Consider the following 21,839-nt stretch of genomic DNA (forward strand, 5'->3'; position numbering starts at 1 on the left):
TAGAATTGTGAAACTAATAATCTCTCTGCATGTCAGCAATCTTCTGCTGGAGCTTGCGCACCTGCTCTTCCTGCAGCACACGTTTGTACTCGATAGGAACGACCTGGATGAAGTCTTCGACGTAGCGGTTCCAGTCGTCGAGCATCGTGCGGGCGAGTTTTGAGCCTGTATAGAGATAGTGTTGTCTGATGAGCTCGTGCAGCTCCTTGCGGTAGCTGGCCTCCTCAACGAGGTTTATTTCGACCATGTCCATATTGCAGAAGTAGTCGAAGTTGTGCTTGCGGTCCCAGACGTATGCCACACCACCCGACATTCCGGCGGCGAAGTTTCGTCCTGTCTCACCGAGCACTACGACCCGTCCTCCTGTCATATATTCGCAGCAGTGGTCGCCGGCACCCTCGACAACGGCTATGGCGCCGGAGTTTCTCACGGCGAATCGCTCGCCGACCTTTCCGTTGACATAGAGCTCACCGCTCGTAGCACCGTAGAGTCCGGTGTTTCCGGCAATGATATTATCCTCGGCAGCGAAGTTGGAACGTATAGGCGGGAGAATCGAAACACGGCCTCCCGACAGCCCCTTTGCGAAGTAGTCGTTGGTGTCGCCTTCGAGCTTGAAGTCCACTCCTTTGACGAGGAATGCACCGAAGCTCTGTCCTGCTGAGCCCTTGAATTTCACGTTGATAGATGCCTCGCGCGGTGCCGAGTAAGGCTTTCCGGCTGCTTCGGCGTCCATCTTCTTCTGCCGTTCCTCCGAACGCCGCTTCTCGAGGTAACCCGAGAGCATCGTTCCCACAGCGCGGTTCGTGTTGCGTATGGTGTAGTCGAGGTCGATTTCGCCACCCTGCTGGATGGCATTTGCCGATGCCTTGATAATCTGTTCGTCGAGAATTCCATTGAGCTCGTGGTCCTGCGTCTTCGTGCAGAAGTTCGACGAGTCGCCACTCTCCTGATGCAGCAAGTTGCTGAAGTCGAGCGAGTTCCACTTGTCTATCGTTGCCTTGTCCCAGCGTTTTGCAGTGTCGTCGGGCAGTGCTTTGCGCTTTAAGAGTTCCGTATGGCCGATAATGTCGTTTAACTTGCGGAATCCCATCTGTGCCAGATACTCCCTGACCTCGCGTGCGAGGAACATAAAGAAATTGATGACGTAGTGGTAATCGCCACGGAAATGGGCTCTGAGCTTCGGATCCTGCGTAGCCACACCCATAGGGCAGGTATTGGCTGAGCACTTACGCATCATCACACAACCGAGGGTTATCAGGGCTGCGGTACCGAACCCGAACTCCTCAGCACCGAGCAGAGCCATCATGATGACGTCGCGGCCGGTCTTCAGCTGACCGTCGACCTGCAGACGGACGAGCGATCGGAGACCGTTCTTGACCAGTGTCTGTTGTGTCTCGGCGATACCAATCTCAGGCGATATGCCCGCAAAACGCATCGACGATGCCGGACTTGCGCCCGTTCCGCCCTCAGCACCGGAGATAACGATGAGGTCGGCCTTGGCCTTTACGACACCGGCAGCGATTGTTCCCACACCGCTCTCGGCAACGAGTTTCACGCTGATAGCGGCGCGCGGGTTGACATTCTTCAGGTCGAAGATAAGCTGTTTCAGGTCCTCGATGGAGTAGATGTCGTGGTGAGGCGGAGGCGAGATCAGTGATATTCCGGGGATGGAGTGGCGGGTCTTGGCGATAATTTCGTTGACCTTGAATCCGGGCAGCTGACCGCCCTCACCCGGCTTTGCGCCTTGGGCCACCTTAATCTGTATCTCTTCGGCGTTGACGAGATACTCCGTCGTCACACCGAAACGTCCTGATGCCACCTGCTTTGTCTTGCTCGACAGGCTGATACCGTCCTGCTTGGTGTAGTAGCGTTCGCTGTCCTCGCCGCCCTCACCGGTGTTGGAACGGGCTCCGAGGTAGTTCATTGCCAGAGCCAGGGCCTCATGGGCCTCAGCCGACAGTGCTCCGAACGACATGGCACCAGTAACGAAGTGCTTGACGATGCTCTCCTCGCTCTCTACCTCGTTGATATCTATGGGGTTACGCTTGAAGTCGAGGAAGTCGCGGATGAATATCGGCTCATCCTTCTCGTCGGCCATAGCCGTGTATTTCTTGAAGAGATTGTAGTCGCCCTTGCGGGTAGCTAGCTGCAGGGTGGCGATGGTCTCCGGGTTCCACGCGTGCTTGATGCCGTCGCGGCGCCAGTGGAACTGTCCTAAGGCAGGGAGGAACATCAGCTTATGGCCGCTCTCCTTCTCCTCCTTTTCAATATTGTATGCGGCGTCGTGCAGTTTGATGGCGTCGCGGGCAATAGTCTTCAAGCCGATACCACCAATTGTCGACGTGTCGGTGCCGAAGTAGGTCTTCAGCAGACCTTCCGACAGTCCTATGGCCTCGAAAATCTTCGCACCACGGTAAGAGCGTATCGTAGAGATTCCCATTTTGGCCATAATCTTGAACAGACCCTTCTTCAGGGCGTTGATATAGTTGGCCTCGGCGGTAGCGTAGTTTTCCTGAATCTTGCCCTTCTTGACGAGGTCGTCGAGGATGGCGTAGGTCATGTACGGGCACAGTGCCGATGCACCATAGCCTAAGAGCAGAGCGGCGTGCATCACCTCACGAATCTCTCCCGACTCTACTATCAGGGCTGTCTGCACACGCTTACCTACGGAGATGAGATAGTGGTGGACGGCACTCACGGCGAGCAGTGACGGAATGGCCGCATGGGCCTCGTCGACGGCACGGTCGGTGAGGATGATGTAGTTGTAGCCCTCGTCGACGCTGTGCTCGGCTTCGTGACAAAGGTTCTCGAGAGCCTCGTGGAGGCCTTCCTCGCCAAGTTTTGTCTCGAAGACGATAGGCAACTTGATGGTATTGAATCCCTTATATCTGATGTTGCACAGAATGTCGAGCTGGGTGTTCGTCAGGATGGGGTGGGGCAGACGGACCATCTTGCAGTTGCTCTCGTTGGGGTTGAGGATGCCCGTTCCCACGCGTCCGATGTATTCGGCAAGGCTCATGACGAGGTTCTCTCTTATGGAGTCGATGGCAGGGTTCGTCACCTGGGCGAACTGCTGACGGAAGTAGTTGAAGAATATCTGTGGACGGTCGGAGAGTACGGCCAACGGTGTGTCGTTACCCATTGATGCTGTCGGCTCCTGACCCTTGATGGCCATAGGAATGATGGTGTCGGCGATATCCTCCTCGCCGAAACCGAATCCCACCTCCTTGCGCAGCAGGTGGTCGACGCTGTTGTCGACTTTACGGCCCGATTTCAGTTTCTCCAACTGTATGCGGTTCGTCGACAGCCACTGGCGGTAAGGATGCTCGTGGGCCAGACGGTCCTTGATTTCGCCGTCGTAGTAGATTTTTCCTTCCTGGGTGTCGACGAGCAGAATCTTTCCTGGTTGCAGACGTCCCTTCTCGGCTATCTCCGTAGGATCGAAGTCCATGACTCCCACCTCCGATGCCACGACCATCGTATCGTTCTTCGTGATCGTGTATCGTGCCGGGCGCAGACCGTTACGGTCGAGCATTCCGCCGGCATAACGGCCGTCGGAGAAGAGCAGGGCGGCAGGGCCGTCCCATGGCTCCATGAGGATGGAATGATACTCGTAGAAAGCCTTGAGGTCCTCGGAGATAGGATTCTTGTCGTTGAAGCTCTCCGGAATCATGATTGCCATGGCCTGGGGCAGCGACAGTCCGCTCATGACGAAGAACTCGAAGACGTTGTCGAGACTTGCCGAGTCCGACATGTCGGGCTGGACGATAGGCGAAATCTTACGGATGTCGCCGAGGGCCTCCGACGAGAGCACCGACTCGCGGGCCTTCATCCATCCGCGGTTACCACGGATGGTGTTAATCTCACCGTTGTGGGCCAGCATGCGGAAAGGCTGTGCCAGACTCCATGTCGGGAACGTGTTTGTCGAGAAACGGCTGTGGACGATAGCCAGACCCGACGTGAAGTAGTTGTTCGTCAGGTCGGGGTAGTACTGGCGCAGCTGCAGGCTGGAGAGCATTCCCTTGTAGACGATGCTCTTGCTCGACAGTGAGCAGATGTAGAAGTCCTTGTCGTGCACCCGCCGTTCAATCTTCTTCCTTATTATATATAATGTGCGTTCGAAAACAGGAACCTTATCGTCGGTGACTCCTGTGATGAAAACTTGCTTAATGTCGGGCTCTGTCGACAGTGCAGCCTCGCCGAGACAGTCGGGATTGGTGGGAACACTGCGCAGATGGGTCAGCGAAAGGCCCTCACGCTCTATCTCCTCAATCATTATCGACAGAATCTCCTGCTGCCGCTTTTCGTCCTTCGGCAAGAATACAAGTCCGGTGCCGTACTTGCCTTTCTCCGGCACAGGAATGCCCTGAAGCAATATGAACTCATGAGGAATCTGCAGCAGTATGCCGGCACCGTCGCCAGTCTTACCGTCTGCTCCCTCTGCACCGCGATGGCGGAGGTTCTCAAGAACCTTCAGCGCGTTGTCGACTAACTCATGGCTCTTGTTGCCATGAATGTTGACCACCATGCCAACGCCGCACGCGTCATGCTCATACGCGGGATTATACAATCCATTTCCCATATTTCTTTGCAATTAATATATAATGAAGTTAATTTCCTATCGAATTGAATGCAAAAGTACGATTTTTCTTTCATTCTGAGGTAGGTATATGCTTTCTTTATTCTTCTTTTTATCACAAATTAACAAATTGAAAGTTTTATATAGGTTATAGTCCTTAACTATAAGGTGGTTTTCGGAGGCCGAAACTTACGGATTGAAATTTTGTACAAAAAAAGTTCGTAATTGTTTTGGTCATGTTGTAGAAAAGCATTACCTTTGCACCCGCAAATCCGAAGTCGGGCTTATCAATGAGGTTCGCTTGGGTGTTTCGCCAAGGGTGGTTTCCAGAGTGGCCAAATGGGGCAGACTGTAAATCTGCTGCTTCTTGCTTCGGTGGTTCGAATCCATCACCACCCACTCATATTAGATTTTTCTTCCTGTTAGAGGCGACGGTCGGTAGATTGCCGCCTCTACTATTATATATATGTATAGTCGCTCCTATTCGCTCCTGCAAACAATCATCGTTTCATTCTCGTTGACGGTTGACGGTCTCTAACCTTGACGATGCGCACCCTGCAAATGGATTACGTTGACATTGTGTTTGTGATGAAATGAACACGTCGGTAACACGTTGATAATTAATGCGTTGCATTCATCCGCCGTAGGGGCGGGGTTTATCCCCGTCCTCGCAGCTGCGTGATATTTGCTTTGTATCTTGTCCGCTGTTGGTAGGACGGGGATAAACCCCGCCCCAACGGCGGCTGAGTGCTGCAAGTGACTAAGAATCAGTGATTTGAATAGTTACATGAATAACACGATTAAATAAACAATCATAACTTGCGACCAAAACCAATAATCTTGCGATTGATAACTTGCGACCAAAACCAATAAAACCCTGTTGTCAGCGCCAAGGGCTTTCGCCCTTTGCCATTTGTGGTTTGAGTGTTTGTGAGAGGCCTGGCCTCTCACCGCCTCACCCCGCAAATGTCAGATCCTCCTCCGTCGGATCTTGGCCCTGACACAAAGGAAAACCTTCAAAACAGGCTATCGCGATTGTGTGAATTTTGCGGCATCAACGGTTTTGGCGGTTTTTTTGCGATTGCAAGCCTGAGGCACGAAGGCTGTTTCTTCTAAGTCGTCGGCTTGCCGAAGCTTGCTTCGGAGCAAGTCGGCGACGGAGAAGAAAAAATGGACGAAGCCCTTGCAATCGCAAGTGGTTTTATTTGGTTTTTGTCAGAAGACTTTGTGTGTGAAATATCTTTACATGATTTCCAAACCTACCGTTTTGGCTTGCAAAACGGCCTGTTCCATCGCCTGAAACGGGCCGTTTCGCAGTCTAAAATGGGCTGTTTTGCAACGCAAAATGGCATCTTTTGTAAGTCGTTGGTAATCAGACGGCTACAATGGAACTATCGGAATGGTCGTCTGCTGAAATACTTTTACATTCCGATACTCATCCCCATCGGACATGAAAACAGCTGCGAATGGGCTTGCCGGGTATGATTCTGCCTCCACGGCAAACTCATTGACGGGTGTCTTGTGGCTGTCCGGAAACGGCGTTACCAACAAGATGTGGTGCTGGTTAAGCATTGGAAAGATGGTTGCCCGTATCTTATAAGACATCCAACTTGAAAAGCTTCCCCTGCACATTAGGTGACGTCCGACTATACTGGAGACCAAGAAAAGATACTACTGTCAGAACAAGCATTCCGATGCAGGCCCATTTGTAGCCTTCCGACTGTATTAGTGGTTGTATGGCATATAAGATGATGCACAGGAAAGGCAGAATTTTGTACGTGGCGTTCATCCATTTACTGTACATTGCCGATGGGTGGACGTAGTAAGTATCGTTCCCTTTTCGGTAGGCGAATGTGGCAAGCGGCAACACCGACCTGTAGGTGTACTTCAGCTTTACGTCTATCGTGTCGCCTTCCTCAGCATCCACGTCGCAGCCGTACGCGTCCTTAGGGAGGGTGATAATCTCCTGACCGTTTTTGGCTATCACCACTTCAGCCTTCTTTCTTTCGAATCCTCCGTTTACAATAATCTTCATAAGCTTTTGAGTTTTTATGCTACATCTGTAGTAGTCGCTACCGCGGCAGAAACCAGCAGGGCCGGCAGCTGTTGCTGCACTAATAATGGCGTTAGCAGTTTCTTCGTCTTTCTACAGATGACGTATTCGTTTGCAAAGTTAATTATTTTCTTATACTATGCAAGTAATTAGTGTCTATTTTTCTTTGATTTATTATTTTTTTTTAAATGCCGACTTTGCTCGGTCGCAACCGAATGGCTCCTGTACCTGAGTTTTGTCCGCCACCTACAGCCCAAGGAAACTGACGACCAGACAGTCTTTACTCGCCAATTCTCCATCCATATTGCTGATTATTAGGGCTTAGTTCCATTGCCCGAACCTGTCGACCTCCATGTTGACCACCCGTTTTCTCAGGCCAATATGAGGGCATCTCGTCCTTAACGGGCATTTAGCCCTGTATCAGCTGAAAGATTTTGTGAACGTCCATTTCCTACAGATTACATTTTAGATAAACGATGGTCTCACGTCCGCGCAGCGGCATGGACCTGCTGCCACAGAGTCTTGTCACTGATAGTGATTTTAGCTGAGGCCTTCAGGCCTGGCTGTACCTTTTTGCCGTTAGAGCGGATGGAGGTCTTGGCGGTAAAATAATGGTTCCCGTCTACGATGAGAAGATTTTCGCTGTGGCTGGTGATGGGACACACGACGGGTGCGGCATCATTGTCCTGTCCTTCAAGGGTGAGGCGTGCCATGCGCGGCTCATCAAAGAGATAGAGGTATTCGTAAGGAACAAGGAGCTCTACCGACTCGTTGCGCATTACCTTACCCTGCGCCTCTATCGTGATGGGATAGCGAATGGTGTAGAAAGCGACGGCAAGGGCGATGACGACAAGCGTAATGACCATCGTGCCGGTGCGCACAAGGGCTGGAGGCACCTGCCCGATGATGTGGCGTACCTTCTCGCTCCGCAGTTCTATATTTTCTGATTCATTCTTGTTGTCCATGTCTAAAAAGTCTTTTTTGATTTGTTGGCATCAATTGCGATTGTTATTAATCGAAATTAAGCGGACGGTCTATATATCAGTTACCCAACTCCAACTGGTTCTTCACGAGGTTATAATACGCTCCGCGCTTTGCCGTCAGCGTCTCGTGATTGCCCGTCTCGACAACTTTCCCGTGGTCGATTACGACAATCTGGTCGGCATTCCTGACCGTGCTCAGGCGGTGGGCGACGATGACGACGGTCTTGCCACGGTAGAACGTGTCGAGGTTCTCCACGATAGCCCGCTCGTTGTTGGCATCGAGCGAGTTGGTGGCCTCGTCGAGGAAGATATAGTCGGGATTCTTGTAGACAGCACGGGCGATGAGGATGCGCTGCCGCTGACCCTGGCTCAGTCCCACACCGTCACGTCCTATCTTCGTGTTGTACTTCAGTGGCAATGACATCACATAGTCGTGGATGCACGCTATCCGTGCGGCTTTCAGCAACCGGTCCTTGTCGATGTCGCCGTCGTCAACAGCGATATTTCTTGCTATAGACTCAGAGAAGATGACACCGTCCTGCATGACCACGCCGCACTGGCGGCGCCACCATTTCTTGTTGAGCGTATTGATGTCCGTGCCGCCGATGTTTATATGTCCCTCTAATACAGGATAATAGCCAAGCATGAGCTTGACGAGCGTGGTCTTGCCGCTGCCCGAGGCACCGACGATGGCCGTCACCTTTCCCTTAGGAATATGGATAGTTACGCCGTCCAATGTCTTGCGCAAAGCGTGAGGGTCATATTTGAACATGATATTTTCGATGTCGATGCCCTTGCCGTCATCGACCAGCGAAGTCCTGAGGCCGTCCTTCCCGTTCTCGTCCTCGGCGCGGTGAATCTCATTGATGCGTTCCAGGCTTATTCTTACGTCCTGCAGGGAGTAGAAGAAGTTCATGAGCTGCTCCACGGGAGAGTTGAGCTGTCCGATGATATACTGCACGGCAAGCATCATGCCGAGCGTCATCTGCCCGTGGATGACGGCTGCGGCAGCCACGACAGTGATGACGATGTTCTTCACCTCGTTGATGAGGATACTGCCGGCCTCCTGCGTCTGCTGCAGTTTCAGTGACTTCATCTGCACGTTGAAGAGGTCAACCTGCGTGTCCTCCCATTCCCACCGACGTCGCTGCTCACAGTCCTGGAGTTTGATCTCCTGCATGGACGTGATAAACTCGTAGGTCTTGTTGTTGTTGATGGCTTGTTGCTCGAAGAGCTCATAGTCCAACACTTTGCGGCGGCGTAGGAAAAGCGTCATCCAAAGGCCGTAGAGCAGACTGCCAGCAAGGAAGATGACAAAAATGAGCTTGTTATATAACAGCAACACCACCGTGAACACAATGAAGGTGAGCATGGCGAAAGTGACGCTCAGTGCCTGACTGGTGAGGAAGTTGTTCACGCGGCTGTGGTCGTTCATCCGCTGCATGAGATCGCCCATGAGCTTGGTGTCGAAGAACGACATCGGCAGTTTCAGCAGTTTGATGAAGAAGTCGCTCACCAGCGAGATATTTATCCGCATGGAGATATGCAGCAACAGCCACCGGCGGATGAAGTCGATGGCCGTACGGCTGAAGGTAAGCATCAGCTGGCCGAGCAGTATCAGCCAGATGAAGCCGATGTTTTGGTTTTTGATGCCTACGTCGACGATGGACTGGGTGAGGAACGGCAGGACGAGCTGCAACAAACTGCCCACGATAAGCCCAAGCACTATTTGTCCGAAATATCGCTTGTACTTTTTCACATAGCCGAAGAGAAAGCGGAACGACCGTGGATTCTTGTCTTTTCTTTCTTCTTTGCTGTCCTTACGGGAATAGAAAGCTGGTGTGGGCTCCAAAAACATCGCTATCCCCTTTTCTTCACCGTCCGACTGCGTGCTAATCCAGTGACTGGTGAACTCCTCGCGGTTGTACGTTATCAGTCCTTTCCCCGGGTCGGCGATATGGAATTTGCGACCTTTCCTTACCTCGTACAATACCACGAAGTGGTTTTGGTTCCAATGGAGGATGCATGGCAGAGGAACTTTTTCCAATGTTTCCACCGCAGCACGTGCACAAACGGTATGAAAGCCCAGTGACCCCATGGTTTCATTGATGGCAAGGAGTGAAACTCCCTCGACCGTGGCATGGCATAGCTCAGAAAGATATTCCTGCGAATATTCTCTGCCATAAAATTTACACGCCATCTGCATACAGGCTATTCCGCACTGCATGGCATCGTGCTGGATGACTATCGGAATTTTCTCCACTATTGCTTTATGAGCCATAATGGCATTGCAATTTATTTAAGTATACTGTTGCTAATATTCTTATCCACCCTCACCTCATTGTGCTCAACCTTCTTGTGTCCGAAATCAAAGTTATAGTTCACTTTCAACGATATTGACTGACAGAAGGAAGAGTCGCGCAGCTTCATGCTCTTTTTGTAGCAGTTGCTGTTTAAGTAGCCGCGCGACAACGGGTTTCTTCTGAACGGATTGTTATAGTCAAGGCTCAGATACCAGTTCCCCTTGTTGTAAGACATTGACAGTCCGTAGGTTGCCGGGTTCTCGGCGTATAGTGATGACATCACATCAGACGACTTTATCCTCGACATAAAGAATGATGAAACCGAGAAATTCCCAATCATGTACATTGCATTAAAACCATAAGTCCAGTTATTTATCGATTTCCGGAAGTCATCATTAGTGTTCATGGCCAGATAAGAGAGCGTTCCCATTATCTGCAAACTCCTGTTCAGCAGATAACCGGTCATAGCTATCTCTGCCTTCGACTGCACATATCTGTCACCCTTCTTAAACGTGTGGACAAGTTTGTCGCCCTCACCGAAATATACGTCCTGGACGGAGTGGCTGTAAATCATGGATCCGACCGAAGCACTCATATTTATTATATTGAAATTCTTCGATAGCGTCAGAACCGGATTATAGTATATATAGTTCTTCAAGTCGACATTGCCACGCAAAATCTCGTAGTTGCTGATTTTCTGCTCAAATTCACTTCTCAAAGCATTATTGGGCACCAGATAGCCTATGTTATTTTCCAGCGTCAGGCGTGTGGTATTATCTATATTGTATCCGAGATACAGTTCCGGGCTGAATGTCGTTTGGTTATCCCTGTACTCGTTGATAGATGTATGGATAAACTTTAAAGAGGCTTTTAACTGAGCGTAAATCTTCTTGCCCACGGCACTGCCTAAGCGCGCCCACACCAGATGTGAAGTCGACATATACTTTCGTGAGTAGTCGACCGACCCGCTGTAATCATCTTTGTATCTGTCATTTCTAAGGATATAGCCAACGGTAAGATCCCCATAATTGCCGAACTTCTTTGTTCCCCTGACGTACAGCTGCGAAAGATGCCCGTCCTCCTTGGCATTATTTATTATAGGGTCGGAATCCGACTCGTGGTATCTGCGGTCGTAATTGTTATGGATGAACGAATAGGTGCCATAAAACAATAAGTATACCTTTTTCGGCAGGTTCACCTCGTAGGTCAATTGCGCATAGGGCATCAGACCCCTTGATGGTCTGACCGACGAGTCCCTTTTCTCGTATGTGCCCGGCGTAAGCATATAGACGGTTCTGTTAAACTCATCCTGTTTATAATTATTTGTACGCGAAAGACCACCGACGATGTTCAGATAGTTCTTATCGTCCTGATAAATTCCTTGCAGTGCCACGTACTGGTTGTTGGCCTTATTCTTATAGTGGTCCGTGGATGTCAATTTCGTGAAATTGAGCTGTTGGGTTTCCACATCCTCCTGACCGTCCAGGTGATATTTATTATTATCGGCATAGTTTGCGCCGACATATGAATATAAATCCCAATTCTTTTTATGATACTTCACGTTGACATCCAGACCCTCTGCTGGTGTCAAAAATGACATACTGCCTGTAGCATTGATATAGCCTCCTTCGTCAACCACCTTGACGATATAATCAACTACCGCATCGTAGTTGGCGAATTTTCCCGTAGCTTTAGGATAATAGTCGATACGGATAATATCTCTGGCCCGTAACGATTTGATTTCCAGCGGTGTGGCTTCATGGCCGTTAATACACTGGGCGACGTTCCTATCGTCCTGCGTCCTTATGCTTTTGGTTCTTCTGTCAATCTTCAGTTCCGGAATCATAAGGTTGTAGAGCAGACCGAAGGCATTGTAAGCCGTCTTCTTCTGTCTTACGGACGGCAGGTAGGATGATTTCTCCTTGTCATGAAAGACAAGATTTCCTTTAACTTCTACGCCCTCCAGTTCCATTGTGTCCTCGTCAAGGACAATACAGCCTAAGTTGATGTCTTTCACCGGATGCAGTGCCACCGTCTTAGTCTTAAAGCCAATATATGAGAATGCCGCACTGCAATGTCCTTCATCTGATTTCTTGACATGAAAGGAGAAGAGTCCATTATTTTTACTCTGTAATTCGTTTCCGTTTGTCGCATGATTCCCTTTGACCGAAATATTTACGTATGGCAGACTGGCACCCGTTCTGTCGACTACCTGTCCGCGTATTGTGACTATAGAATCGTTCGACTGTCCGTAGCATACGATAGATGTAATAAGCAACAATAAGCAGAGTAGTTTCCTCATATATTTTCCTTTATTCTGTTTATATTCATCTCTTATCTTGTTTCAATCTCAATCTGTACCACTGTTCGTGCGTGGTCAATAATTAGTGAATGATGTTAATTGAATGCAAATTTAATAAAATTTTATCTCTTTCTTGCGATGTTATTCACTTATTTTAGTGTTTCCCCAAAAATCGGACATGCAATGCCACACTCCATGCAATACGTTGGTATGTAATAGCAGGATAATCCTGGGTTCCATTTCCGCCGGTTCATTTTTTTGTTCCAGCTCCTTTGCCATAATATTATTTTATGGATGAGTGAAATATAAAAAGTTGTTGCCGTCAAATGCGATCAAGAATCTATCCTCGTTGTCAACGCCTATGCATTGGAGGTATTTGTTAACTTTAAATGTATTGACTACATTCCCATTCCAGTCCATTTTGACAATGTAGGAGAAAAAGTGCCCTGTTTGCGATTTTCTCATTGCATACTGGTATTTCTCTCCATGATATAAAGCATAGATATATTTCTTGCTTGCCACCATCTTGTAAAAATAGGTGATGTTCCTATCCCATATATCTGCGCCAATATTGATCTTGGGAGTTTTTTGCTTGTCTTGGAATTCCAAAGTAACTACTTCGTTGGGTTTGTCTGTATCGAATAGTTGTATTACTGGGAACATCCAATACGAATAGCAACATCGTCTCAGAGTAGGATTATACACAAGACTTCCTTGGTTTATATCCCAAATACTATGTGATTTTTCAACAAAGAGCGGTCTAACCTCTTTTATTTCAAGACTGTCCTTGAACCGTCTTGCGGTGAGCACTTCGTATGGCCCGTCCGCTTTTCTTCCAATGAACAAATATTTATGTGGTTCTAAATAATACACATCCGCTGAATAGTAGGTTAATGGAAATGGAATTCTTATGCGCGAGGATGCCACCAGGTAATCCTTCGACAATTTGCCTTTGCCATTCTCCATTATGCTGTAGATGTTTCCACCAGTATAATCAACGACACGAAGAGAATCGTTATTCCCGTAAAAAAGGCGTGGATAATAAATCTGATAGTAGTTTCCTTTGTTCTTGAAGTATTCTTTTGGTAGGGACAGACGATTGCCAATCGTGTCAATCTTAAAACTGAAAAGAAAATCATGAGAGCTATTTGACCTCTTTGAAAATGAGGTGTATAGCATGTCATGGTCAATAACCATCTGATTGACTAATCGAATATCACTTGACACGGGAGTTTGCAGTACTCTCCCTTGAAGTGGTATATTATTATTGAAAATATAGCTCATGTCTTTTGTCAAATTGCCCGTTTGGGCAATGCAAGAAAGACATGCGATTAGGGTGCATAACAACAAAGCTTTTCTTCTCATAATTTGCATATTTTATCCAATTTAAAGTTCAACTCTAAAGCTGTAACAGGTGGACATAAGTATTTATACGGACATGTTCTACAACTTGTCATGTTTCGTGTAACCCTCCATCTCGTATTGTTGATTAGTTCTGATACTACAGCTTGATTCAGAATGTTAGTCCCAGAATATCTTGTATTTTTTCCGTCCAGAAATGCCGCAATTGTTTCGTCTGGATTGATTTGTAAAATTCCGAAGAAATTACGGTTTAGCTTCTGATTACAAAATAAATCAGACAAAGTCAACTCAGATGCCTCAATGTCCTCAATCCCTATGAATACTTCTTTTAAAAAGAAGGGCGCAGGGGGATTTTTCCGTGGATGCCCCTGCACTCGCCTAACCAAATATCGTGAAACAGCGGAACATGAAGAAGGGAAGGTCACTGACCCCATGCACCTGAGCACGCAGTCCCTTAATCTTTGAGTTGAGCGACTCGGCTGGCGCATTCGTTGACCTGTTGTTGAAGAAGTTTAGCACATACTCCTCTTTGGCCTTGATGGTGTCACGTACTGATATGATTTCCCGAATGCGGGTTCTTCCGACATTCTTGTACCACTTATGGAGCGCTTTCTTTGCACTCTTCCTGTCCTTTTTCTTGCTGAAGATGTTGCGCAGGGCGCAGAGCAGACCGTATGCAGCCTTCATCTTTGGCTCAATCTCAAAGAGCAGGCGCATTTCCTCCTTCTGGAAGTCAGTCCAGTCATTGTGGTTTTTCGTCAGCGGGTATCTTACGTGCGTCAGCAAGTCGGCTTTGGTCTCTCCATTGCTGAGTTTCTTCGGCTCAAACTTTTCATTCTTCCGCTTGCGCGGCCTGCCGAGGCGTTTGCCGTTCTTGCTCTTCTTGACCTCATGGGTCTCGGCGTACCTGTCCCTTGCCTTGGCCCGCTTCTCTTGCTGCTTTCTGAACTCCCGCTCCTCTCTCTTGACCTCGGTCGTGTTGGTGCGCTTGAGCTTCATGCGCATCGCATCAAGTCCCCTGGTCGTATAAAGCTGGATGACATGGAAATGGTCTATAACTATCTCTGCCTGTGGGAAGGACTTCTTGACAATGCCCATCATGCTGTCGGAGAAGTCCATCGACACCTCCTTGACTTTATTTCGGCTCTCTTCTTGTATCTCGTCAAAATGCTTCGTCACGTCAGCAACGGTCGTGCCCTTGACTGCAGCTATGAGTGTTCCCTTCTTGCAGTGTCCGTCCCTGTTGGAGAGGAACGTGATCAGGTCATGGTGAAGCATCGTCTCGTCTATGCACAGTCGCTCGCCCATGTTCTTCTCTTGAAGCACCCACTCACCGGCATGCTCCTTCTGGTCCCAGTCCGTAAAGCCACTCAGATGCTCCTTGTAGGCACGCCCGAGGTACTTCCCGTCAGTCCGGAAGAAGCGCCCCACGCATTGGGCCGTCACTGGGAAGGCATCCAACCATTTTTTTTAAGAAATCCGCAAACTCTACAGAGTAGCAGGTTCCCTCTGCCACAAGAGGCAGGGTTTCAAGGACGACGTTGTGACCGTCTCCGTCCAACCAACGACGGCGACGGACATGCAGCAGAACTTTATGCTCGCGTTGTGGGAAGTCATTGAACAAGCGAGGCTCCGTGAAACCGTTGGGCTGAAGGTCATGCCAGACCTTGTCACGCAGGTCGCGCTCGTCAAGGTAGATGTGAAGAATACGGATGACGGTGCCTGTTTCGTCCTTCTCGTTAGTAACTTCTTCGTCGATCTTAGTGATCTCGAAGTAATCAAGGATGCCATCGGGCAGCATGTAACGGACTAATGTTGAGTAGTCGAATGTCGATAGTTTCTTTGCCATGCTGCAAAGGTAACATAGTTTCCCGACATCAGCAACGCTGTTTCACTATATTTTAGTTAGGCGAGTGCAGGGACATCCACGGAAAAATCCCCCTGCGCCAAAAGAAGTCAAAATTATTTTCAGTCCACACTGGTAGCATCTTCATAGCAGATGACGAACAACTCAGTAATCTGTCGACTTCATCTATTAGATTAATAAATTCAAAATTTCCACAATCTTTCGATTCTTTTATCAATCTTTGTGCGATATTTGGATTAGAATATCTGTCGCAGAAAACAACAAAATTAATCTTTGAAACTGATGAGTAATCTGAGATATGCGATAGAAATTCATAGACAATATCTGAGTAAATGTGGAGGTAATACTGAAAATTATAGCGTTCAAATATTCTGATATATTCCATTATATTTATCATTGGAGAACCAATAATAATATGTACATTATGAATACTTGAAAGGCATGCTTCTTTTAAGATCTGCTCCACAAAGTCCACTCTTAATGTGGTTTTCTCTTCTGAAAAACAAGGTGTTGCATATTGTTTAGAGGTCAGATTCCTATAAAAAGAAACCTTAGAGTCAGCATAACCATAATTTATTTGTATGAATAAACTTGACAATAGCGAGAGTTTTCCCTTAATTTCTTTCAACCCTCCTGACATATTCTTTGTTAGGTCATGTTGCAAATTCAATATCGGTAAAAAATTCAATGGTTTGGTTGAATTCTTTACGGATACAAACATATTCATATTATTAGCAACGCGTACATCATTAGACGTCATCTTCTCAAATTCGTCTAATGATAATACTCCTAAGTTCTCTGGCCTATAAAATTCTCTTATTAGATTAATGAGACGAGTGTCTGTGGACGTAATGCATTTATAGTTTCTTGTATTATAGAGCAAGATTTTACCTTCCGTATAGTCCACAAACACATTAGGGCTCAAGGCAATCCAATGTAATTCAGACTGTTTCATAATTTTTCATAATGTAATCATACGCCTCGGGATACTCCCTGAAAAAAGAAAGCATTTGGGCACGTCGTTCTTCATACGCCTTATTATCAACAAAGTAATTACATCCGACAGCACAATCACTTAATATACCAGAATTAAATAAACAACATAGGCATGATTTTCTGTCCATACAATGCCTGCATATTTTTTCGGCACGAGTTAAAGCAACATTATACTTATTTGAGATGTCATCAAAATCTAATTCAATGCCATCATCTGATATCTTTCCTAACGAATAATTATAACCTATTCGTTCACATGGCATAATCTTGCCTAATACAGAGACAAAAGTTTTCTTAGTAAAGGGGAGGCATGTCCCTGTCGGTATTCGTTTCCTATTTGCTTTACCGAAAATAAGTTCGTTATAATCGAGATAGAAATAATCTGATCTCATCTGTATATATCTGGCGACCTCATCAAATCGAGGGTCTTCTAAGAAATTAGCATATTTGAATGGCCGCTCAAAGGATTTGTTCTTGCTTTGGTACATAGCATTGAAACTTGCGCGTTTATTGCTTTTTATACCTATTGAATTTATTTCGCTTATGCTGGGTTTCTTCCCAAACATGTCTAAGATGAACTTAGTAATACTATCCACTGAATTTCTGTTGTTTAAAACTGAGTTAAATTCAACGTATTGCTTGAAATACTCAGGGTACGTCTGTTTAAGAGTGGATACATTTTTAATTATTTCGTCAAATGCGCAATTGCCATTTGGATATACCCGATATGACGACCCAAGTCTGTCACCGTCAAGACTGATAAGCAAATGGAATTTCTGCTTTTGAAAATAATCCATATACTTATTCAGTAACAATGCATTTGTCGTAAGGGAGAAAAAAATATGTTTTTTAAACTTTTCGAATTTTGAACGAATATAGTTGACGATATGTCTAATAAAATTCATATTGAGCAATGGTTCTCCGCCATAAAAGCTAACATATATAGTGTCATTTGTAATATCCAAAAATCCCTTCTCCCATAGGTTGACCATGTAGTTTATGAATAATATGCCAGTCTCTTCCGAAAGATTACGGTTCTTTCTCGGATCTTTGTTGTTATATAAAGGACCATATCCACAATAAGTGCATGCCAAATTACAACACTCCGTTATTTCAAAAGTTATTTGAGGAGTATTTGCAAGGAAATGTTTTATGTCGTTGCCAGTTATGTATTCCATTTATTCTTTTTCTAAAAAAAACACATTCATGCTATGCTCATCATATTGAGGCGAAGCTTGCCGCACACCGCCGTCAGTCCCCATAATGAACACTTGTTGCCCCATGGAGTTAATATGTGCAAATGGGGCTTTGAACATTTTCGAAATGGTTGCCCTTGCCTTTTTACGGCTGCATGGTATAACATTGCTGTACCTATATTCAACTATGGGGCGCTTTGTCCTTTCCAGCCCGGTAGCTCTCCATGCGTATTTGCCCTCGGAGTCTGATATGGCGAGGATTAATCCCGGCAATCCTTGAAATTTAAACGGACCAAGTGGGATGGGAATATCCAGTGTGTACCATGCCACGTATGATCTTCCCTTATACACTGTGGTAGCTTTGTTGCATGTGTGCCCCATAATAATTTTATGTTCGTTGGGGACTGGTTTCCATTCTTGTGGTTGTATTTCCTCGTCATATCTTAGGATTCCCGTATCCATGAACATCCTGTAATAGATACGATTGGTCTTGTCGGTGTAATGGTTGAAGATCTCATAGGGGAAGACAAAATCTTGGCACATTGGAACGTTCTCTGCTCCATGAACGTACATGTCTGTACCTATAGAATCATAATAGTAAGTTGTTTGACTGTAATCCACTGACATTCTGTCTCCTACCAGAACCTTACGATCATCTGAGTGCAGTGTATCGTTTTCTATACTTGTAAATCTCATGTCGTATGTAATGACAAACCTTGCAGTGTCAACGACATTCCCTTTTGTTAATATCTGACTGCATGAAGGCAATTGCGCATTGCAAGTTAATGTGCAGACTAAGAATGCTAATATAATAGTCCTATAATTCATATTCATTAACAAAGTACAGTTCACCACAAACGGATTGCCGAACAGTCCGTCTGTGGTATTAGTTGGTTATTGCTATTGGTATAGCACGTGCTAAGAGATGATTAACGTTTAGCGATTACGACCACATCTTTGAGGAATATACTGCCTCCACCTGGAGAATATAATCCATGTGCTGAGTTAGCACAGCCATTGTCAATGGTGTTGGAGTTCCCTTTGCATCCGCAAGTGCAATAGCTTGCAGTTTCGCCTCCTCTAACGCTACTCAGTTCTCTCCTTGAAAGAACTGATTTTGTAAGTTCTGTGATTTTTAAGCTCATAGACGTAAATTTTAATTATTAAACTTTATATCTCGCGAGAAATCATAGTATCTTTATCCTTGCTTTCAGCAGTACGGACCGTCCCCGTAGAGGAAAAGAGGTTTGTTCTCTGGTGAGGTTGCCGTTCGTCGTATTGATATATTGCCGTTCGTTGAACAAGTTTTCGCAGACTAATAGCAGCAGTACATGCCCCACCGTCATGCTCATATTAAGGTCTGATAACCAGAATGTGCGGTCACCATAGTTTAAGCTGTTATAATAATGGTGAAACGTCGGATTGAGCAGTATTTTATATGGCAATGAGCACTTGATACTAATGTCATTGCTGATCTGTCTTACCATAGGTAATTTCGGCCCTTCTGACATCTTTGACCAGTATTGTCTCCACTGCCCTTGCCATTCAAGCGTGAAATGAGCGCATGGAGTGGCATATAGGTTCATGCCCCAGAACATAGTGTTTGTGATATCACGCTCTACTTCTTTTTGTAACAGAAGAGGGTAGTCTTTGTAGTAGTATGCTCCATTACATTCCAACTTCATATTCCAAAGTGCGAAACCCTTGCTAAACCTGCCTGTTACGGATGCGTTGTGCCCCTTCTCATTGGATTGTACACTCATTATCCTCTCGGTATTGTCCTGAAAATAGCTCCCATACAAGACATGTGGCTTTTCATTTCCAATATTCGCCGTAATGCCAATAAAGCGCATGCCCAAGATATCCCTGTAGTTCCATTCCATCAACAGATTGCGGCTATAGCCTTCATATAACCGGGAGCCATCGTATGCCGTTAACTCTCTGTACGATAACAGAATAGGGTTTGTGTAGAGTTGATCTATTTGTGGACTGCTATGCTCTTTACTCCACTTCAGACGAAATTGATTGGATGTATTAGGATTGTATATCACCTCTGCGTTTGGATCAAATATCGTATTTGCATAATGCATATCATCTTTATATCGCCTTTCTGTAAGCTTGCTGTTATGATATTCTATTGGCAGATAGAAATAGACCTTGATTTTCGGAAGAATGTAACTCCCGTTTAAACCGCCACCAAATACATACTGTTTCATAGATAGATTATTTACAAAGGCCGTCAAGTCGCTCCGTATTCCGTCCTCTTGATAGTTCGCCATTATCTCAGGATGAAACCGAACTCCCTTTATTGTAAACGCAGACAGCCATTGCATATCATTATTGAAGGTTATGTTGGTACGGCGAACCGTTTGAAATATGTTGGTGGCTTGTATGTCTTCCGGAAACAGATTTGTGTCAGCGAAGAGATTTTGCGGGCTTCTCTCCAAATTTATCTTTGAGTGTAACTGCACGCCCTGATATTTGGAGTTCCTTTTAACCCACTGAAAATCATTTGACAAACGATAGTTCTCGTAAGTTGCCTTTTGGCCGATTTCTTTGTTATTGACTGTAGTGCCGAAAGTCTTGTTCCGATTGTAGTTAAAAGACAGCAGCTCTTTGTTATAATTCAAATCCTTATTGCTTATATACGATAAGTCGCCATATAACATGCTCTGATGACCTTTGAAATACTGGTATTCCTGAAAACTGTTCTCGCCGTTATCTGGAAGCAGATGCATGGTATGCTGTTGGCTCGAAATGTTGTTCCTGTCAGTCCAATATGCTGCATTCAGCCCAATCTCGCTGTTGGATGCTGTTCTCAGTATTTGGTTATATGTGATGGTATGTGAATTATTGAAATAATAGTTCTTCTTTTTCAGTGAGTTCGTCTGTACTGGATAAATTCCTGTTATTTGTGGAGTGTAAGTCTGGTTACCAATACTTTTAGTGTGCAATTCCTGTGATATGTCATGGCCGTCGTTGTTACCTTCATAGTTTGTAAACAACTGCATCGTTCGACTGAAGTACATAGCAAGCAGTTGTTCATCGAACAGAAATCTTCGTCCCTGGTTTGATGTTCGACTTTCATGCCCACCACCTATTGTGGAGATTATGTTGAATACGCCCATTGCCCCTTTCTTTAACTTTATATTGATAGAAGCCCTGTCCTCTGGCTGTAGACCTTTTAGAGCTTTCACGTCCTGGTCATTAGGGATGATTTGTACTGTGGCAATATTCTTAGGGTCAAGATTATTGGATGCCAAACCATAATGGTCTTTCATCAAATCAATGCCTTCTATTTTCAGCTTACTTATGTCCTTACCCATGTATGATATTACTCCGGCATCATTGACAGTGACTCCCGGCATTCTCTTTAGGACATCAGCCAAAGCGAAATCCTCAGGGCGCAAGAAGGATTGTACGTTGTAGTTTAATGTGTCTTTGTTAGCGTATAGTTTACTTGCTGTTACCTTTACTTCTTTAAGGAGTTGGGATTCTTCAACAACCGTGATTTTATGAAATTCACTATTGTTCCGAATACTCTTGTTATATGGCTTTATATTAATGCCTGTCACCCTAAGAGAAAGGCTGTCAGAGTTATTTGTGATGCTGATACTAAAATGTCCATGTTTGTCAGTTAATGAATACGCAAGCACGTTTGTCTCGTCATTAATGGGAGTCAGGAATATGTTCAAATCTGTCATGGGTTTTCCCCTGTCATTCATGACGATGCCAGTAATATTATTGTTTTGTCCCATCATAGCTAAAGTCTTAATACAGATTGACAAAATTGCTGTTAGAACATATCTTTTCCCAACGTTATGCATATTTTATAGCCAATAGCCAGAAATTCTCTGAACAAAAGTGAACCTACATTATAATCCTATAATTATATTGAGAAGTCTCCACTATATGTGGCATTGTCTAATACTATGCAGAGTCTGTACGTGCCTTGTGGCGTGTCGCCTATATTCATTGTGACGGTACCACTGCCTGAGATTGTGTCGACTGCATAGCCCACGACAGTATTGTTAGCGTCGTAAACGTACAATTGAATAGTTCCAGTGTAACGTGAGACGTCAATTGTGATAACGCCATTATCATAGTCAGCTACTACCTGAGTGGCTGATGGTATGCGTGCACCACCTTGATGCATTGTTCCAGCCCTTTTGACGTTAATAGTAGAGGCTTGACTAGG

15 protein-coding genes and 1 tRNA gene are annotated in these 21,839 nt (G+C 45.9%); 2 read left to right on the top strand and 14 right to left on the bottom strand.

Going from position 1 to position 21,839, the window contains the following annotated elements; all coding sequences use genetic code 11:
• Positions 1 to 13: 13 nt before the first annotated feature.
• Complete coding sequence (gene gltB, locus LDN30_RS03630) at positions 14 to 4,582, bottom strand: glutamate synthase large subunit (protein WP_223925489.1); 4,569 nt, start codon at positions 4,580 to 4,582, stop codon at positions 14 to 16.
• A 314-nt stretch (positions 4,583 to 4,896) separates the two neighbouring features.
• Between gltB and LDN30_RS03635 the strand changes: the two genes are divergently transcribed.
• Together LDN30_RS03635 and LDN30_RS03640 are read left to right on the top strand one after the other, a co-directional pair.
• Positions 4,897 to 4,978: transfer RNA gene (locus LDN30_RS03635), tRNA-Tyr, on the top strand.
• Between the two features lie 771 nt (positions 4,979 to 5,749).
• Positions 5,750 to 6,064 carry a hypothetical protein gene (locus LDN30_RS03640; RefSeq protein ID WP_223928744.1) on the top strand — a complete coding sequence of 105 codons (315 nt, stop codon included), beginning with the start codon at positions 5,750 to 5,752 and terminating at the stop codon, positions 6,062 to 6,064.
• A gap of 109 nt (positions 6,065 to 6,173) precedes the next feature.
• Here LDN30_RS03640 and LDN30_RS03645 read toward each other — a convergent pair whose 3' ends face one another.
• The 13 genes from LDN30_RS03645 to LDN30_RS03705 form a co-directional block, all read right to left on the bottom strand.
• Positions 6,174 to 6,614 (bottom strand): hypothetical protein, encoded by a 441-nt coding sequence (locus LDN30_RS03645; RefSeq protein WP_223928745.1) that lies wholly within the window; start codon positions 6,612 to 6,614, stop codon positions 6,174 to 6,176.
• Between the two features lie 500 nt (positions 6,615 to 7,114).
• Positions 7,115 to 7,597, bottom strand: a complete 483-nt coding sequence (locus LDN30_RS03650) for a hypothetical protein (RefSeq protein WP_223928746.1) — start codon at positions 7,595 to 7,597, stop codon at positions 7,115 to 7,117.
• Positions 7,598 to 7,673: 76 nt separating this feature from the next.
• Entirely contained in the window at positions 7,674 to 9,896 is a 2,223-nt protein-coding gene (locus LDN30_RS03655; protein WP_223928747.1) for a peptidase domain-containing ABC transporter, read from the bottom strand.
• 14 nt (positions 9,897 to 9,910) lie between these two features.
• Positions 9,911 to 12,220: a peptidase associated domain and porin domain-containing protein gene (locus LDN30_RS03660; RefSeq protein ID WP_223928748.1), complete on the bottom strand. Its 2,310-nt coding sequence runs from the start codon at positions 12,218 to 12,220 to the stop codon at positions 9,911 to 9,913.
• Positions 12,221 to 12,508: 288 nt separating this feature from the next.
• Entirely contained in the window at positions 12,509 to 13,504 is a 996-nt protein-coding gene (locus LDN30_RS03665) for a TolB-like 6-bladed beta-propeller domain-containing protein (RefSeq protein WP_223928749.1), read from the bottom strand.
• 456 nt (positions 13,505 to 13,960) lie between these two features.
• Positions 13,961 to 15,013 (bottom strand): transposase, encoded by a 1,053-nt coding sequence (locus LDN30_RS03670; protein WP_223925205.1) that lies wholly within the window; start codon positions 15,011 to 15,013, stop codon positions 13,961 to 13,963.
• Complete coding sequence (locus LDN30_RS03675) at positions 14,991 to 15,431, bottom strand: ISAon1 family transposase N-terminal region protein (protein ID WP_223925203.1); 441 nt, start codon at positions 15,429 to 15,431, stop codon at positions 14,991 to 14,993. Before LDN30_RS03675 ends, LDN30_RS03670 begins: the two co-directional genes overlap by 23 nt.
• A 52-nt stretch (positions 15,432 to 15,483) precedes the next feature.
• On the bottom strand, positions 15,484 to 16,404 hold the full coding sequence (locus tag LDN30_RS03680; RefSeq protein WP_223928750.1) for a hypothetical protein: 921 nt from the start codon (positions 16,402 to 16,404) through the stop codon (positions 15,484 to 15,486).
• Positions 16,391 to 17,623 (bottom strand): radical SAM peptide maturase, encoded by a 1,233-nt coding sequence (locus LDN30_RS03685; protein ID WP_223928751.1) that lies wholly within the window; start codon positions 17,621 to 17,623, stop codon positions 16,391 to 16,393. Before LDN30_RS03685 ends, LDN30_RS03680 begins: the two co-directional genes overlap by 14 nt.
• Positions 17,624 to 18,475 (bottom strand): GLPGLI family protein, encoded by an 852-nt coding sequence (locus tag LDN30_RS03690; protein ID WP_306421503.1) that lies wholly within the window; start codon positions 18,473 to 18,475, stop codon positions 17,624 to 17,626. It abuts the gene before it with no gap.
• A gap of 95 nt (positions 18,476 to 18,570) precedes the next feature.
• Entirely contained in the window at positions 18,571 to 18,786 is a 216-nt protein-coding gene (locus LDN30_RS16505; RefSeq protein WP_223925497.1) for a TIGR04149 family rSAM-modified RiPP, read from the bottom strand.
• 42 nt (positions 18,787 to 18,828) lie between these two features.
• Complete coding sequence (locus tag LDN30_RS03700; RefSeq protein ID WP_223928753.1) at positions 18,829 to 21,402, bottom strand: TonB-dependent receptor; 2,574 nt, start codon at positions 21,400 to 21,402, stop codon at positions 18,829 to 18,831.
• 128 nt (positions 21,403 to 21,530) lie between these two features.
• Positions 21,531 to 21,797 carry a DUF3244 domain-containing protein gene (locus LDN30_RS03705; protein ID WP_223928754.1) on the bottom strand — a complete coding sequence of 89 codons (267 nt, stop codon included), beginning with the start codon at positions 21,795 to 21,797 and terminating at the stop codon, positions 21,531 to 21,533.
• Positions 21,798 to 21,839: the final 42 nt, after the last annotated feature.

The sequence above is a fragment of the Prevotella lacticifex genome, from assembly GCF_019973375.1.
GTDB classification, from domain to species: domain Bacteria; phylum Bacteroidota; class Bacteroidia; order Bacteroidales; family Bacteroidaceae; genus Prevotella; species Prevotella lacticifex.

Bases quoted from the DNA above. Each gene is read 5' to 3' on its own strand.
- gltB (WP_223925489.1), bottom strand. From the start codon at position 4,582: ATGGGAAATGGATTGTATAATCCCGCGTATGAGCATGACGCGTGCGGC.
- LDN30_RS03640 (WP_223928744.1), top strand. From the start codon at position 5,750: ATGGACGAAGCCCTTGCAATCGCAAGTGGTTTTATTTGGTTTTTGTCA.
- LDN30_RS03645 (WP_223928745.1), bottom strand. From the start codon at position 6,614: ATGAAGATTATTGTAAACGGAGGATTCGAAAGAAAGAAGGCTGAAGTG.
- LDN30_RS03650 (WP_223928746.1), bottom strand. From the start codon at position 7,597: ATGGACAACAAGAATGAATCAGAAAATATAGAACTGCGGAGCGAGAAG.
- LDN30_RS03655 (WP_223928747.1), bottom strand. From the start codon at position 9,896: ATGGCTCATAAAGCAATAGTGGAGAAAATTCCGATAGTCATCCAGCAC.
- LDN30_RS03660 (WP_223928748.1), bottom strand. From the start codon at position 12,220: ATGAGGAAACTACTCTGCTTATTGTTGCTTATTACATCTATCGTATGC.
- LDN30_RS03665 (WP_223928749.1), bottom strand. From the start codon at position 13,504: ATGAGCTATATTTTCAATAATAATATACCACTTCAAGGGAGAGTACTG.
- LDN30_RS03675 (WP_223925203.1), bottom strand. From the start codon at position 15,431: ATGGCAAAGAAACTATCGACATTCGACTACTCAACATTAGTCCGTTAC.
- LDN30_RS03680 (WP_223928750.1), bottom strand. From the start codon at position 16,404: ATGAAACAGTCTGAATTACATTGGATTGCCTTGAGCCCTAATGTGTTT.
- LDN30_RS03685 (WP_223928751.1), bottom strand. From the start codon at position 17,623: ATGGAATACATAACTGGCAACGACATAAAACATTTCCTTGCAAATACT.
- LDN30_RS03690 (WP_306421503.1), bottom strand. From the start codon at position 18,475: ATGAATATGAATTATAGGACTATTATATTAGCATTCTTAGTCTGCACA.
- LDN30_RS16505 (WP_223925497.1), bottom strand. From the start codon at position 18,786: ATGAGCTTAAAAATCACAGAACTTACAAAATCAGTTCTTTCAAGGAGA.
- LDN30_RS03700 (WP_223928753.1), bottom strand. From the start codon at position 21,402: ATGATGGGACAAAACAATAATATTACTGGCATCGTCATGAATGACAGG.
- LDN30_RS03705 (WP_223928754.1), bottom strand. From the start codon at position 21,797: ATGCATCAAGGTGGTGCACGCATACCATCAGCCACTCAGGTAGTAGCT.